The organism is Burkholderia sp. IDO3, from assembly GCF_003366075.1.
Classification (GTDB): Bacteria; Pseudomonadota; Gammaproteobacteria; order Burkholderiales; family Burkholderiaceae; genus Burkholderia; species Burkholderia anthina.
In genome coordinates, this window is sequence record NZ_CP028962.1 from 92,440 (window position 1) to 108,016 (window position 15,577).

Annotated in this window: 15 protein-coding genes; 8 read left to right on the plus strand and 7 right to left on the minus strand. The window is 65.0% G+C overall.

Translation table 11 applies throughout. The annotated features are described in order from the left end of the window. Positions 1-182: 182 nt before the first annotated feature. From DCN14_RS00435 to DCN14_RS00445, 3 genes are all read right to left on the minus strand, one after another. A complete protein-coding gene (locus DCN14_RS00435) occupies positions 183-986 on the minus strand; it encodes an SDR family oxidoreductase (protein ID WP_096500959.1) in 804 nt (267 codons plus the stop codon). Continuing rightward, on the minus strand, positions 986-1,615 hold the full coding sequence (gene folE, locus DCN14_RS00440) for a GTP cyclohydrolase I FolE (RefSeq protein WP_096500957.1): 630 nt from the start codon (positions 1,613-1,615) through the stop codon (positions 986-988). Before folE ends, DCN14_RS00435 begins: the two co-directional genes overlap by 1 nt. 109 nt (positions 1,616-1,724) lie before the next feature. Then, positions 1,725-2,651, minus strand: a complete 927-nt coding sequence (locus DCN14_RS00445) for a LysR family transcriptional regulator (protein ID WP_096500955.1) — start codon at positions 2,649-2,651, stop codon at positions 1,725-1,727. Positions 2,652-2,767: 116 nt separating this feature from the next. Between DCN14_RS00445 and pobA the strand changes: the two genes are divergently transcribed. The 7 genes from pobA to DCN14_RS00480 all read left to right on the plus strand — a co-directional run bounded on the left by pobA (position 2,768) and on the right by DCN14_RS00480 (position 9,754). Continuing rightward, positions 2,768-4,000: a 4-hydroxybenzoate 3-monooxygenase gene (gene pobA / locus DCN14_RS00450; RefSeq protein WP_096500953.1), complete on the plus strand. Its 1,233-nt coding sequence runs from the start codon at positions 2,768-2,770 to the stop codon at positions 3,998-4,000. 145 nt (positions 4,001-4,145) lie between these two features. Then, positions 4,146-4,862, plus strand: a complete 717-nt coding sequence (locus tag DCN14_RS00455) for a 3-oxoacid CoA-transferase subunit A (RefSeq protein ID WP_006756646.1) — start codon at positions 4,146-4,148, stop codon at positions 4,860-4,862. 19 nt (positions 4,863-4,881) lie between these two features. Beyond that, the gene (locus DCN14_RS00460; protein ID WP_096500952.1) at positions 4,882-5,538 is read left to right on the plus strand and encodes a 3-oxoacid CoA-transferase subunit B; all 657 of its coding nucleotides are present in this window, start codon (positions 4,882-4,884) and stop codon (positions 5,536-5,538) included. A gap of 88 nt (positions 5,539-5,626) precedes the next feature. Then, a complete protein-coding gene (locus DCN14_RS00465; RefSeq protein WP_096500950.1) occupies positions 5,627-6,985 on the plus strand; it encodes a 3-carboxy-cis,cis-muconate cycloisomerase in 1,359 nt (452 codons plus the stop codon). 14 nt (positions 6,986-6,999) lie between these two features. Beyond that, on the plus strand, positions 7,000-7,785 hold the full coding sequence (gene pcaD, locus DCN14_RS00470; protein WP_096500948.1) for a 3-oxoadipate enol-lactonase: 786 nt from the start codon (positions 7,000-7,002) through the stop codon (positions 7,783-7,785). 10 nt (positions 7,786-7,795) lie between these two features. Further along, the gene (gene pcaC / locus DCN14_RS00475) at positions 7,796-8,182 is read left to right on the plus strand and encodes a 4-carboxymuconolactone decarboxylase (protein ID WP_006749282.1); all 387 of its coding nucleotides are present in this window, start codon (positions 7,796-7,798) and stop codon (positions 8,180-8,182) included. 213 nt (positions 8,183-8,395) lie between these two features. Then, positions 8,396-9,754: an MFS transporter gene (locus DCN14_RS00480; protein ID WP_096500946.1), complete on the plus strand. Its 1,359-nt coding sequence runs from the start codon at positions 8,396-8,398 to the stop codon at positions 9,752-9,754. Between the two features lie 131 nt (positions 9,755-9,885). On the opposite strand, the gene DCN14_RS00485 is transcribed toward DCN14_RS00480, so the two are convergent. From DCN14_RS00485 to DCN14_RS00505, 4 genes are all read right to left on the minus strand, one after another. Beyond that, on the minus strand, positions 9,886-10,134 hold the full coding sequence (locus DCN14_RS00485) for a hypothetical protein (RefSeq protein WP_096500944.1): 249 nt from the start codon (positions 10,132-10,134) through the stop codon (positions 9,886-9,888). Between the two features lie 107 nt (positions 10,135-10,241). Beyond that, the gene (locus tag DCN14_RS00490) at positions 10,242-10,859 is read right to left on the minus strand and encodes a LysE family translocator (protein ID WP_096500942.1); all 618 of its coding nucleotides are present in this window, start codon (positions 10,857-10,859) and stop codon (positions 10,242-10,244) included. 287 nt (positions 10,860-11,146) lie between these two features. Next, positions 11,147-12,436, minus strand: coding sequence for a PAS domain-containing protein (locus DCN14_RS00495; RefSeq protein ID WP_096500940.1), 1,290 nt, complete (start codon positions 12,434-12,436; stop codon positions 11,147-11,149). A 627-nt stretch (positions 12,437-13,063) separates the two neighbouring features. Then, entirely contained in the window at positions 13,064-13,798 is a 735-nt protein-coding gene (locus DCN14_RS00505; protein WP_096500936.1) for a hypothetical protein, read from the minus strand. 363 nt (positions 13,799-14,161) lie between these two features. Here DCN14_RS00505 and DCN14_RS00510 point away from each other — a divergent pair, with 363 nt between their 5' ends. Beyond that, positions 14,162-15,475 carry a dicarboxylate/amino acid:cation symporter gene (locus tag DCN14_RS00510; RefSeq protein ID WP_096500934.1) on the plus strand — a complete coding sequence of 438 codons (1,314 nt, stop codon included), beginning with the start codon at positions 14,162-14,164 and terminating at the stop codon, positions 15,473-15,475. Positions 15,476-15,577: the final 102 nt, after the last annotated feature.

Consider the following 15,577-nt stretch of genomic DNA (forward strand, 5'->3'; position numbering starts at 1 on the left):
GCATGGGGCGGACGCAGCGGACGAGCTGTGCGAATGCTCGGGCGACGCGCCGCACGACGCGGCGGACGAGGTGGAATGGAGCGACGACCTGACCGCCGCCAGCGAGCGTCGCGCGTGAGCGGCGCAAAGCCGCGCGACCCGGCGCACGCAGGCGGCGCGCAGCCGCCTTCGCTCACCGAGCCTCAGTGCTTGCTGGCCGGCGAGCGGTGCTTGTACAGCACGTCCTGATCGACGCGGATCAGGTTCTGCCCCGCATCGACGACGAAATCCACGCCGTTGTACGCGCTGCCCGTGAGCAGCAGGATCGCGCTGGCGACGTCGTCGGGGCCGGCGATGCGCGCGAGCGGCGTCGATGCGCGGCTCGCGTGTTCGAAGTCGGCCTGCGTCTGGTCGTCGCTCGGCAGCATCAAGCCGGGGAACACCGCGTTCACGCGCAGCACCGGCGACGACGACAGCGCGAGCATCTGCGTGAGGTTGCCGAGCGCGGCCTTCGCGACCGTGTAGCTGAAGTGGTCGCGGTGGAAGTTTTCCTTGATCTTCTGGTCGACCACGTTGACGACGACGCCCTGCGTGCCGGCCGCGCGGGCCCGCTCGTAGAACGCGCGCGTGAGCAGGATCGGCGCACGGCAATTGACGGCCCACGCCTGGTCGAACGCCGCGAGGTCGAAGCTCGGGAAGTGATCCTGCCAGAACACCGACGCGTTGTTGACCAGCACGTCGAGGCGGCCGAAGCGCGCATAGGCCTGGTCGATCAGCGCGGTGATCTGCGCGGCATCCGACAGGTCGGCCTGCAGCGCGGCCGAATCGTGCCCGCGTTCGGCGATCGTGCGGGCCGCCGCTTGCGCGGCATCGGCCGAGCGGTCGTAGTGCACCGCGGTGCGATAGCCGTGCGCGGCGAAATACTCGGCGAACGCGCGCCCGGCCCGGCGCGCGGCGCCGGTCACGAGCACGACGGGCGCGTTCGCCGCTTGCTTCGTAGACTGCATTACGTATTCGTCAGGTTGACTGAAGAAGGATTCGCGACGATCGACAGGAATTCGCGCCGCGTCGACGGATCGGTGCGGAAGGTGCCGAGCATGCGCGACGTGACCATCTCGACGCCCGGCTTGTGCACGCCGCGCGTCGAGATGCACTGGTGCGCGGCTTCGAGAATTACGCCGACGCCCTTCGGCTGCAGCACGTCGAACAGCGTGTCGGCGATCTGCACGGTCATTTTTTCCTGGATCTGCAGGCGCTTCGCGAACGCGTCGACGAGGCGCGCGAGCTTCGAGATGCCGACGACGCGATGGTTCGGCAGATACGCGACGTGCGCGCGGCCGATGATCGGCACCATGTGGTGTTCGCAATAGCTCTCGAAGCGGATGTCCTTCAGCACGATCATCTCGTCGTAGCCGTCGACTTCGCTGAAGGTGCGCGCGAGGATGTCGCGCGGGTCGAGCGCGTAGCCGGCGAAGAACTGTTCGTAGGCGCGCACGACGCGCGCGGGCGTGTCGAGCAGGCCTTCGCGGGAGGGATCGTCGCCGGCCCAGCGCAGCAGCACGCGAACGGCATCCTCGGCTTCTTCCCGGCTCGGTCGGGATGCGGCCGGCTCGGGCCGCGCGGATTTTTTACCCATCAGGTCGCTCCATCGAATTCAGCCGCCCGCGGCGGCGCGATCCGGTCATTGTTTCATGCTTTCGCGGGTCGTGCGTGCGGCCGCCCGCTCACCCGTCGTTCACCTTTCCTCACTTCGGCCATTCGTCCTGTTCGTCGTTGAACAGCGACGCGACGACCCCGCGCAGCCACGCGGTGCGCGGGTCGTTGTGGAACTTGCGATGCCAGTGCTGCTTCAGGTCGAAGCGCGGCAGCGGCAACGGCGGCTCGACCGGCACGATGAACGCGTGCTCGGCCGCATACGCATAGCCGATCGCGTGCGGCACCGTCGCGATCAGGTCGGTGCGGCTCAGGATGAACGGCAGGCTCATGAAGTGCGGCGTCTCGAGCACCGCGCGGCGCTGCATGCGCTGCTTCGCGAGGTATTTCTCGAGCACCTCCTGGCTGCGTCCTTCGGCGCGCACCACCGCGTGGCCGCACGAGAGGAACTGCCCGGCCGTGAACGGGCGCGCCTGTTCGAGCGGATGGCCGCGCCGCATCAGGCAGACGAACCGGTGCGTAAACAGTCGCTGCTGGAAGAAGTTGTTGCCGTCGAGATCGGGGAAGTAGCCGACCGCGAGATCGATCGAGCCGGCTTCGAGGCCGCGGCCGACTTCGTCGTGCGCGAGCGAGACCGAGCGCAGGTTCGCGTACGGCGCGTGTGTCGCGAACGCCTGTAGCAGCTTCGGCAGGAACACGATCTCGCCGACGTCCGACAGCGCGATCGAGAACGTGTGCGTGCTCGCCGCCGGGTCGAAGTCGTGCGGCGCGACGAGGCCGCGCTCGATCTGCGCGAGCGCATCGCGCGCGGCCGGCAGCAGGGCGAGCGCACGCGGCGTCGGCTCCATTCCGCGCGACGTGCGTACGAACAGCGGATCGCCGAAATACTCGCGCAGGCGGCCGAGCGCCGTGCTCACGCGCGGCTGGCTCACGCCGAGCAGGTCGCCGGCGCGACTCACGTTGCGCGTGTCGTCGAGCGCGACGAGGTAGGGAATGAGGTTCAGATCGAGGGCATCCATCGCCAGGCCACTATCGGAAAGACGTATACAACTTATCTCCAAAATCGCGTTGCCGCATAGTCGGGAAAGCGCTCAAATTGTTTCCATTACTCGAACCAATGTTCAGGAGACGAACAATGCGCACCCAAGTCGCCATCATCGGCGCCGGCCCGTCCGGCCTTTTGCTTTCCCACCTGCTGCGCCTGCAAGGCGTCGATTCCATCCTCGTCGAAGCGCGTTCGCGCGAATACTGCGAGAACCGCATCCGCGCCGGCGTGCTGGAGCAGGGCACAGTCGACACGCTGAACGAAGCCGGCCTCGGCGACCGGATGCGCCGCGAAGGGCTCGAGCATCACGGCATCGAGCTGCTGTTTTCGGGCCAGCGCCACCGCATCGACCTGAGCGCGCTTACCGGCGGGCGCGCGATCACCGTCTACAGCCAGCATGAAGTCGTGCGCGACTTGATCGCGGCCGGCGACGCGCATGGCCACCCGATGCATTTCGACGTCAGCGACGTCGCGCTGCACGACGTCGAAAGCGAGCGCCCGTTCGTCACGTTCAAGCACGCGGACGGCCGCGCCGAGCGCATCGACTGCGACTACATCGCCGGCTGCGACGGCTTCCACGGCATCGCGCGGCAGACGATTCCCGCCGAGCGGCTGAATACGTTCGAGCGCGTGTACCCGTTCGCGTGGCTCGGCATCCTTGCCGACGCGGCGCCGTCGCTCGACGAGCTCGTCTATGCGCATCACGCGAACGGTTTCGCGCTGTTCTCGATGCGCTCGCCGACGGTCACGCGCCTGTACCTGCAGTGCCAGCCCGACGAAAACCTCGCCGAATGGTCCGACGCGCGGATCTGGGACGAACTGCACACGCGTTTCTCGAACGACACCGGCTGGACGCCGACCGAGGGCCGGATCACGCAGAAGAGCGTGACGCCGATGCGCAGCTTCGTGTCGGAGACGATGCAGCACGGGCGGCTGTTCCTCGCCGGCGACGCCGCGCACATCGTGCCGCCGACCGGCGCGAAGGGGATGAACCTCGCGGTGGCCGACGTCCGCGCGCTGTCCCGCGCGCTCGGCGCGCGCTACCGGAACGGCGACGCGGCGCCGCTCGAGCGCTATTCGGCAACCTGCCTCGAGCGCGTGTGGCGCGCCGAGCACTTCTCGTACTTCATGACGAACATGCTGCACGCGTCGCCGGACGACACGCCGTTCGTCGACCGGCTGAAGCTCGCGGAACTGAAATACGTGACCCGCTCGCGGGCCGCCGCGCAGTCGCTGGCCGAAAACTACGTCGGGCTGCCGTTCGACGATGCGGCGACCCCCGAGGCATCCCGCCTTGACAACGCGCTGTGCGCGACTCTATGATCGGCCCATCGTTCGCTAATCGAATCTAGGTTCGAATGGCGAACAAATGCCGAAGGCCGACGATGGTCTCCGGCGCGGCACGCGACACGCGCGTGTCCCCTCGACAGGCCGCGCATCGTGCCGCGGGTTCGTATCAGGAAGAGACATGGTCAACAAGATTTTCGAATCGCTTCAGTCGGCTGTCGCCGACGTCCACGATGGCGCGACAATCATGATCGGCGGTTTCGGCACGGCAGGCATGCCGTCCGAGCTGATCGACGCGCTGATCGAGCAGGGCGCGCGCGGCCTGACGATCGTCAACAACAACGCGGGTAACGGCGAGACCGGTCTCGCCGCGCTGCTCAAGGCCAAGCGGGTGCGCAAGATCATCTGCTCGTTCCCGCGCCAGAGCGACTCGCAGGTGTTCGACGCACTGTACCGCGCGGGCGAAATCGAGCTGGAGCTCGTGCCGCAGGGCAACCTCGCGGAGCGCATCCGCGCGGCGGGCGCCGGCATCGGCGGCTTCTTCACGCCGACGGGTTTCGGCACGAAGCTCGCGGAAGGCAAGGAAACGCGCGTGATCGACGGCAAGTCGTATGTGTTCGAGACGCCGATCCACGCCGATTTCGCGCTGGTCAAGGCGTACAAGGGCGATCGCTGGGGCAACCTGGTGTATCGCAAGACCGCGCGCAACTTCGGGCCGATCATGGCCAGCGCCGCGAAGGTCGCGATCGTGCAGGTGTCGGAAGTCGTGCCCCTCGGCGGCCTGAACCCGGAACACATCGTGACGCCGGGCATTTTCGTGCAGCGCGTCGTCGAAGTGCCGCAGGCCGCGCATGCGGCCGAGCTGGCCGCCGAACGTGCCGCATCGCAAGCCGCCTGACCGCCAGAGGAGACCCGACATGAAACGACTGACCCGCGATGAAATGGCCAAGCGCGTCGCCCAGGACATCCCCGAAGGCGCGTACGTGAACCTCGGCATCGGCGTGCCGACGCTGGTGGCGAACCACCTCGATCCCGCCAAGGAAATCTTCCTGCACAGCGAGAACGGCCTGCTCGGCATGGGCCCGGCGCCCGCGCCCGGCGAGGAAGACGACGAACTGATCAACGCCGGCAAGCAGCACGTGACGCTGCTCACCGGCGGCGCGTATTTCCATCACTCGGATTCGTTCGCGATGATGCGCGGCGGCCACCTCGACTACTGCGTGCTCGGCGCGTTCCAGGTGTCGGTGAACGGCGACCTCGCGAACTGGCATACCGGCGCGCCCGATGCGATTCCGGCCGTCGGCGGCGCGATGGACCTCGCAATCGGCGCGAAGCAGGTGTTCGTGATGATGGAGCACCTGACGAAGCAGGGCGAAAGCAAGATCGTCGCGGCGTGTTCGTATCCGGTGACCGGCGTGCAGTGCGTGAGCCGCATCTATACGGATCTCGCCGTGCTCGACGTGACGGTCGACGGCCTCGCGGTGAGCGAGATCTTCACCGACCTGTCGTTCGACGAACTGCAGAAGCTGACCGGCGTGCCGCTGATCGACGCGACGCGCAAGGCCGCGGCCTGAACCGCGAGCGTGCCGGCCCGCTCGTTCGAGCGCACGCCGGCACGCTTGGGTAGACAATAGGCGCACGCCGTTTCCCTACTCTGATGCCATGCTCGAAGACAGCGCCCGCCTGACCTCCCTGATCTGCGGCACCGAGCCGCTCAACCGGATCTGGTCGCCCCGCGCGACGATCCAGCGCATGCTCGACGTCGAAGCCGCGCTTACGCGTGCGCTCGCCGCGCGGCAGGTGATTCCCGCCACCGCGGTTGCGCCGATCGAACGCGCATGCAATGCCGATCGGCTCGACGCCGACGCGCTCGCGCACGGCGCGGCGCTCGGCGGCAATCTCGCGATTCCGCTCGTCAAGCAGCTCACCGCGCAAGTGAAGGCCGACGACCCCGAGGCCGCGAAGTTCGTGCACTGGGGCGCGACGAGCCAGGACATCATCGATACCGCGACCGTGCTGCAGTTGCGCGATACGCTCGACGTGCTGGAGCCGCTGCTCGACGAAGCGTGCGCGTCGCTCGCGACGCTCGCGCGCACGCATCGCGCGACGCCGATGATCGGCCGCACGTGGCTGCAGCAGGCGCTGCCGATCACGCTCGGTCTCAAATTCGCGCAATGGCTCGATGCGCTGCTGCGCCATCGCGCGCGCTTCGCCGAATTGCGCGAGCGCGTGCTGGTGCTGCAGTTCGGCGGCGCCGCCGGCACGCTTGCGAGCCTGCGCGAACACGCATCCGGCGTGAGCGCCGCGCTCGCCGCCGACCTGAAGCTCGCGGTGCCCGCCGTGCCGTGGCATACGCAGCGCGACCGCATCGCGGAAGCCGCGTCGTGCTTCGGCATGCTGACCGGCACGCTCGGCAAGATCGCGCGCGACGTGTCGCTGCAGATGCAGACCGAAGTCGGTGAGCTCGGCGAACCGGCTGCCGCCGGCAAGGGCGGTTCGTCGACGATGCCGCACAAGCGCAACCCGGTCGGCTGCGCGGCCGTGCTGACCGCCGCGGTGCGCGCGCCGAACCTCGTCGCGACCGTGTTCGCGGGGATGGTCCAGGAGCACGAGCGCGCGCTCGGCGGCTGGCAGGCCGAATGGGATGCGCTGCCCGATCTGGCTCGCCTGACCGGCGGCGCGCTCGCGCAGATCGCCCAGATCGTCGCGGGCCTCGACGTGAACACCGAACGCCTCGCCGCGAACCTCGACCTGACGCACGGGCTGATTCTCGGCGAAGCCGTGATGCTCGCGCTCGGCGACCGGATCGGCCGGCTCGATGCGCACCATGTCGTCGAGCACGCGTCGAAGGAAGCCGTGCGCACCGGCGCGACGCTGTTCGACGTACTCGCCGCCGACGCGACCGTGTCCGCCCACCTGTCGCGCGACGCGCTCGCGCGGCTGCTCGATCCCGCACATTACGTCGGCGAGGCGCAGGCCTACGTCGACGCCGTGCTCGCGCTGCACGCGCGCGCGCAATAACCAGGAGAACATTGATGCCCTTCGCCACTGTCAACGGCGTGAAACTGCATTACCGGATCGACCGTGCCGCGCGCGACGACGCGCCGTGGCTCGTCTTCTCGAACTCGCTCGGCGCCGACCTGCAGATGTGGGCGCCGCAGATCTGCCCGCTCACGCAGCACTTCAACATCCTGCGCTACGACACGCGCGGCCACGGCCATTCCGAAGCGCCGGCCGGCTCGTACACGGTCGACCAGCTCGCGGGCGACGTGATCGGCCTGCTCGACCATGTCGGCATCGATCGCGCGCATTTCTGCGGGATTTCGATGGGCGGCCTGACCGGCGCCGCGCTCGCCGCGCGCTTCCCGTCGCGCATCGTGCGCGCCGTGCTGGCGAACACCGCCGCGAAGATCGGTTCGCCGGAAGTGTGGGCGCCGCGTGCGCAGAAGGCGCGCGCCGAAGGGATGGCCGCGCTGGCCGACGCCGTGCTGCCGCGCTGGTTCACCGACGCGTTCGTCGGGCGCGAGCCGCGCCTGTTCGACGCGATCCGCGACACCTTCGTGCATACCGACAAGGACGGCTATGCGGCGAACTGCGACGCGCTGAACGCGGCCGACCTGCGCGAGGAAGTGAAGGGTATCGCGCTGCCGGTGCTCGTCGTGACCGGCGAGAAGGACATGTCGACGCCGCCCGACCAGGGCCGCGCGCTGGCTGCCGCCATTCCCGGCGCGCGTCACGTCGAATTCGACGCCGCGCACATTTCGAACATCGAGTACGCCGACGGTTTCAACCGCGCGCTGCTCGAATTCCTGACCGCGTAAGGCACCGACGATGGATGATCAGCAACGTTACGAAGCAGGGATGAAGGTGCGCCGCGCGGTGCTCGGCGACGCGCACGTCGATCGTTCGATCGAGAACCGCACCGAGGTGACCGACGAATTCCAGAACCTGATCACCCGCTATGCATGGGGCGAGATCTGGACCCGCGACGGCCTGCCGCGCCATACGCGCAGCCTGTTGACCATCGCGATGATGGTCGCGTTGAACCGTGGCGAGGAACTCGCGCTGCACCTGCGCGCCGCGCGCAACAACGGCGTGACGCGCGACGAGATCAAGGAAGTGCTGCTGCAGACCGCGATCTATTGCGGCGTGCCGGCCGCGAACTCCGCGTTCCACCTCGCGGACAAGATCTTCAAGGAGCAGGATGGGGCCGCCTAGGTGCGGCTGAATGACACGACCGGCTCGCGCCGGACGTGACCCGATCGCGACGCCTGCCGCAGCCGGCAGGTGTCGACGATGCATGACGCGCCGGCGGCGAATCGGCGCGCGAACAAGGAAAGACGCGGCCATGAGGCCGCGTTGTTCATATCAGCGTTACATGGGACCGGGAGAGCGCGCAAGCGCCAACGCCGGTCGACAAGGAGACTCGCGATGAATCGCGCACCCGTGGTCGATGTCCAGACCTTCATCAACGAGCAGCCGTTCGGCGGCTTTCAGTGGCTCGTATTCCTGATGTGTTTCGTGATCGTGCTGCTCGACGGCTTCGATACGGCCGCGATCGGCTTTATCGCACCGTCGCTGCTCGGTGAATGGAACCTGACCAAACCCGATCTCGCCCCCGTGCTGAGCGCCGCGCTGTTCGGCCTTGCGTGCGGCGCGCTGGTGTCGGGTCCGCTGTCCGATCGACTCGGGCGCCGCTCGCTGCTGGTCGGCTCGGTGCTGCTGTTCGGCGTCGCGTGTTTCGTGTCCGCGTTCTCGACGACCATCGGACACCTGACGATCCTGCGTTTCGTGACCGGCGTCGGCCTCGGCGCCGCGATGCCGAACGCGGTCACGATGATGGGCGAGTTCTGCCCGGACAAGCGCCGTGCGACCGTGATCAACCTGATGTTCTGCGGCTTCCCGCTCGGTGCGGCGTTCGGCGGCTTTCTCGCCGCGTGGATGATCCCGCATTTCGGCTGGCGCAGCGTGTTGATGCTCGGCGGCGTGACGCCGCTGCTGCTCGGCGTGTTGCTGCTGTTGAAGATGCCCGAATCGGTGCGTTTCATGGTGGCGCACGGGAAGAGCGTCGACCGGATCCGCGCGACGCTCGCGCGCATCTCGCGCGATGCGATGAACGCCGGCTCGTTCGCGATGACCGAAGCGGCGCCGCAAACCGGCAGCCAGGGCCTCGGCGTCGTGCTGTCGCGCTCGTACATCGTCGGCTCGGTGATGCTGTGGGTCGCGTACTTCATGGGCCTCGTGATCTTCTACGCGTCGATCAACTGGATGCCGATCCTGTTGAAGGATGCGGGCCTCACGCCGAAGAGCGCGACGCTGATCTCGGCGCTGTTCCCGCTCGGCGGCGTCGGCGCCGTGCTGTGCGGTGTGCTGATGGACCGCTTCAACGCGAACCGCGTGATCGCCGTGTGCTATGCGCTGACCGCGATCAGCGTGTATGCGATCGGGCAGGCCGCGGGGAACGTCGGGTTGCTCGTGCTGGTCGTGTTCGTGGCCGGCGTGCTGATGAACACCGCGCAATCGTCGATGCCGGCGCTCGCCGCCGCGTTCTATCCGACCGAAGGGCGCGGCACGGGCGTGGCGTGGATGCTGGGCGTCGGCCGCTTCGGCGGGATCGCCGGCTCGTTCCTCGTGGCGGAACTGACGCGCCGGCACTTCTCGTTCGCGGGTGTATTCGCGACGATCGCGGTGGCGGGCCTGCTCGCGTGCGTCGCGTTGCTGATCAAGCAGATGGCACGGCCGCACGGCGTCGCGCAGCCGACCGGCAAGATCGAATCGCTCGGGCATTGAGCGGGCGCGGGGCCGGGGCGATGCGCCGGCCCGGTGTGCCGAGGTTGCCGCAGTGGGTCGCAAGACGGCCGACACGCAACGACAGGGCGGGTCGCTTCGGCGGCCCGTCGTTCATTCCGGCCGTCGCATCGTTACTCCTCCGCGTCGTGTTCCTTGACGAAGTTGCGCAGATACGCGCGCAGCGCGGCTTCCTGGCTGCGATGATCGGCATGATTCGCGGCGCCCATCTCTTCCTCGTCGCCGAACAGTGTGGGCGGCGCGCAGTACGTACCCACTTCGACGTTTTCTCGCAGCACGCGGATGTCGTGCGTGAGCGGGTGATACTCGGCCATCCAGTGCATGCCTTCGATGTGTTCGCCGGCTTTCAGCATTGGCTTCATCGGCACTCTCCATGCAGCGACGGTGCAACCGCCGAAGCGGCTGCACGCGCCCGTATCAAAAGGGTACGCCTGCATGGGATGAAGCTCAACGGGTGCGCTGTGAGCGCTTACTGCGGGAGCAGGTGCGCGACGAGCGGATACAGCGACAGGATCAGCAGCACGGCCATCGTCACGTTGAAGATGCGCAGCGCGCGGCTGTTCGACAGGAAGCGGCGCAGGCCGAGGCCGAACGCGGCCCACAGGCTGATGCACGGAAAGCCGATCAGGATGAAGACGACGGCCATCCATGCGGCGTTCATGCCGTAGTCGGCGGACAGGCGGATCGTCGTCGCGGCGGTCAGTACCATCATCCATGCCTTCGGATTGACCCACTGGAACGCGGCGGCTTCGAGGAACGTCATCGGCCGCGGCTTGGCGCCTTGCGCCTTCACTTCGCCCGACGTGCCGATGCGCCACGCGAGGTACAGCAGGTATGCGACGCTTGCGATTTCGAGGATCGTGTACAGCACCGGTACGCGGCGGAACGCTTCGCCGAGACCGAAGCCGACACACAGCATCAGGATCGCGACGCCGATGCTGATGCCGAACAGGTGCGGCATCGTGCGGCGGAAGCCGAAATTGACGCCCGATGCGAGCAGCATCGTGTTGTTCGGGCCGGGCGTGATCGACGTGACGAGCGCGAACAGCATGCCGGCGGGCAGCGCGCTCAGGGTGAGGAATTCCATCGCGGATTCTCCATTCGTGTTCGGGACTGGGATGGAGTCAGTGTAGCGACGGTTTTCGGTACAGTACCGGTACAGTTTGTTTGACGATTGCCGGTACGGGGTGGGGGTGGGGGTGGCTGGGGCGGGGTGGTTCCTGTTTTGTTGTTTCGTAGACAACTCGGGTTCAGTTCTTTGAATGAACGGTGCAGCGTGTGGTGGCAGTGATATCGAAGCCGTCTGCGCAATGCATGCCGAGATGGCGAGCGAGCGTTGACTCCCGATATCTCACTGCAATCTTGTTTTGAAAATCAGTTGCTTGATACTTTGAGCTGCAGAAAATCGCTCAAATTACGGTAGGTTCTAGTGAATGTGTCCGATTTCGGCGCGGGATTTGCATTCTCGCCGATTGAATCGAGAGCCTTATCCGTAATGTCGGAGATCATTCCGAAAACTCGACCTGGCTCCTGCGGGTTACGTGTCAGGTACGCCACCAAGCGTATTTTTCGAATCTCACCGCCTGATCTGATGATTCTGAACTCGCTAAAATACTCCAGCCTGGAGGTCGAAGGTCCTTGATCGATCGACGTTACGCAAACCGCTTGCTGCATATCTTCAGGATGCACAAGCGCGCCAAGTTCATCAATGGACCGGGAATCGTCCGTGATATTGAGACACAGAATTTTGCGACAATGGTCGTCAAGAGCGATGCGCTTTACGTGGACATCGAATTCAAAAAATCCAACATCGCCAAACCGCGTAACGATATTCAGCCGATCCTGAAGTTGCTGATTTACATCTCGCGACTCGATTTCCCTGGTCACTTCCCGCGAAATGCAGAGAATCGTTGTCACTTGGCCGGCTGGGCCCATCACAGGGGTCAACATATTATCCCAATGCTGGATCCGGCCATTGGAATCTACGCTGCGTCCCGGGAATCGACCGGACTTGCCTTCCTTTGCCAGATTCAATGCAACCCTGCCGGCGGGTTGAATGTCTGCCGGCAACAAATCTAACCAGGGCATGCCAAAGGCAGAATTTTCCGGGATACCCAGTGCCTGGCAGCCTGCTTTGTTCATATGCAGCAACATGCCATCAGTCGCAACCAGCTTGATGCAGTCGACGCTGATGTCCAGCATATCGCTCTGAATGGATGCTCGTCTCTCCAGGGAAATCTCCCGGGTCTTGATTTCATCTATATCGAAGAAAATACACAGCCACTCCAGATTTCTGGTTGGCTGAAGGGTAGCGATATACCAGCGTTTGCTGTCGATGTCGCTGCCGTTTAATCGGCATTCGAACGAGATGCAATTTCCCTTCACCAGCGCTGCGCAGAAATTGGAGACTGCGCGATATCTGTCAGAGGGGTTGATTAACTCGGCCCAGGGGTTGTATTTCTGCGGATCGATGGACGGGTTTATCAATTTCCGCCACGGTTCGTTCAGCGAAACAACATAGCCTCGACCATCGATAATGCACGCCGGCAGGCAGATCGTGGACAAAACCGCCTTCGGGTCGGAAACGGGTTTGTCTTTGGGTTTGTTGTTCTCTATGTTTCTGAGGTCATTTATCGTATCTGCAATCATGGGTGTCTTCTCCATTTAATGCTCGATCGTGAAAATTTTATCGATGAATGTCGGAAAATACGAGGTATTGTCTTCGTTGTGCACCGGTCCGACTTGTGGGATGGAGAAACACTTTTTTAGTCACATTCCGAGATGCGAATGAGGGTGATCTGTTTTTAAAAAATGAATTAAATAATTTTGATCGATTCGGTTGTAAATAAATTGAAGGAATCGTCAGAATTGTTAATACATTCAGGCTATTTGGGCGGGATGTCAAGTGGCGCGCGGTAATTTGTGTTTGTGTCGAGCGCGTCTTTATCGTGGGCCCGCATAATAGTCAGACAAATGCGACAATTGACGATTAATTGACAACCAGACGTTGATAATTGGTGCGGGGATAAAGCACGGGTTGATATTGACTCTGCGGGTGTCAGAGGCGGGATTTTCGTTCGCGTGCTTCCTCGGCGTATTCGAGGTGCATGCAATGGTGGGGATGTTGGGTTTCGCGATGCTGGCGGTCGGGTTCGTATTGGCGAGGCTGGGAACCGACCTCGGGCGCTGGTGTTTTATGGTGCGTCGATGGCGCCGGTCGGTCCGGCATGGCTGCATGCCAAAAAATCACCTGGCGCACAGCTGAGCGGTTCGTGCCGGCCGCGACCACCGCTACGCAAACGGCTGCAGCGCCTTCGGTATCTGGTATTTGCCGTTGCGGTACGGGATCGTGTAGTCGACACGCTTCACGTCGGTGGCGCGCACGCCGCAATCCTGCGACGACGTTCCTTTGTTCGGGCTTGTGTAGGTCGATGACGTTTCCGACGCCGTCAGCGGCGGAGGGGCACCGTTGACGGCCGCCCCGACGGCCAGTTTCCGATTGATCTCCTCGATCTCGCCCGCGCAATCGTCGAAGATCCCGCCCGTGCGCCAGTAGACCAGCAGTCGGTCGAGAACCGGCGTCACGCGCGAGCCCTCCATCACGTACATCGACATCACGGCTTCCTTCGTGCGCGCCGTGGTGTCGATGTCGCCGTTGACCACCACGATGCCGAACCCGATCCGGTTCCGGTCGAGCGGATAGGGCTTGACGTCGATCGCAAGCCGGTCGAGCACGCGCCAGCTGCGGCGATCGATTCCGTTCTCCTGTTCACCGTGGGCGATCACCCTGCCGGTCGCACTGTCGGCCACGATCACGCCGAGGTCGGTGGAATGTCCGCCGAATGGCAGTGCGGCGATCGTCAGCTTCGGATCGGCCGGCCACGCGAGACATGCCACGTGCGCGGCGTCGACCGTGTGGTCCGGAAAGAGCTTGCCCCATGAACGGGTGAAGTCGTGGCAGTTCGCATGCGCGAGCGAGGATATGGCGAGGCCGACGGCAAAAGCGAAGCAGGCGCGACGTTTCATTGGGGTGGGTGCCGTGCGAGACAGGAGGTCGGCAGTATGAAACCGATCGATTGCGTTGTCACGCCGGCGGCCGCTTCGGTGGTGAGGCCCAGTGTGTCGACGCGGCGATCCGCGCGGAAGGTGCCGCGGCCAGTCAGGCGCGACGATCCCCGAACCCTGGCCCGCACCACCTCCATGCTTTCAAAATTGAAAGAATGTCCGGCGTTTGCGATAGAATGCCCCCCCTGTTCGCCGTGGCGGTGTCCACGGACGGGCTCCGGCACCCGAAACGGGCATGCGCCGCACCCGCGGCTCTCCGTCCCCGATTCCACGCCGACGATCTGCCAGCCGTTGGAAACACATGTTCTGTAATTTGGATTGCTAATGAAGAAGAAGCACAACATCACCCGGTACATCGTCATCGCGATGGCGCTGGGTATCGCCGTGGGCTACGCCTGTCATAGCGCGTTTCCCGACCCGAAGATGGCCAGGGAAGTCGCCGGCTACGTGTCGCTGCTGTCCGACGTGTTCCTGCGCCTGATCAAGATGATCATCGCGCCGCTGGTGTTCGCGACGCTCACGGTCGGCATCGCGCAGATGGGCGACGGCGGGTCGGTCGGCCGCGTGGGCGTGAAGGCGTTCGGCTGGTTCTTCATCGCGTCGTTCACGTCGCTGGTGCTCGGCCTCGTGACCGCGACGATCCTCCAGCCCGGCAGCCACCTGAGCCTGCCGCTGCCGGCCTCCGATGCGGCGCTGGGCCTGAAGACGGGCGCGTTCACGCTGAAGGACTTCGTCGTCCACCTGGTGCCGAAATCGATTGCCGAGGCGATGGCGAACAACGAGATCCTGCAGATCGTCGTGTTCTCGATCTTCTTCGGCACCGCGCTGTCCGCGCTCGGCGACGCCGGCAAGCGCCTGACCGGCGTGATCGACGATCTCGCGCAGGTCATGCTGAAAGTGACGGGCGCGGTGATGTGGTTCGCGCCGGTCGCGGTGTTTGCCGCGCTGGCGTCGACGATCACGACTGAAGGGCTCGGCATCCTGCTCACGTTCGCGAAGTTCATGGCGAGCTTCTACCTGGCGCTGGCGCTGCTGTGGGGCGTGCTGACGCTCGCCGGCGTGGCGTTCCTCGGCAAGCGCGCGTTCTCGCTGATCCGCCTGATCCGCGAGCCGTTCCTGCTGTCGTTCGCGACGGCGAGCTCGGAAGCCGCGTATCCGAAGCTGCTCGACGCGCTCGACCGCTTCGGCGTGAACCGCAGGATCTCGAGCTTCGTGCTGCCGATCGGGTATTCGTTCAACCTCGACGGCTCGATGATGTACTGCACGTTCGCGGTGCTGTTCATCTCGCAGGTGTACGGGATCGACCTGCCGCTCGGCACGCAGATCACGATGCTGCTGATGCTGATGGTCACGTCGAAGGGGATGGCGGGCGTGCCGCGCGCCTCGCTCGTCGTGATCGCGGCGACGCTCAGCCAGTTCCATCTGCCGGAAGCCGGGCTGCTGCTCATCATGGGCGTCGACATGTTCCTCGACATGGGCCGCTCGGCCACCAACGCGGTCGGCAACTCGATCGCGGCCGCCGTGGTCGCGAAGTGGGAAGGGCAGCTCGGCGATCCGCGCGACGACGCGGATTCGGAGTCGGACGGCGGCGGCGAGATCGAGCAGGTAGCAGTGCGGGAAACCGCGGCGTCCGCGTGATTTTCCCGTTGTCGTGAAGTTCGCCGGCCTGGATTCGACCTGGATTCAGGCCGGTACGATATTCGCCATCGGTCATTTCTCTACCCCGCATCCGGCGATTTT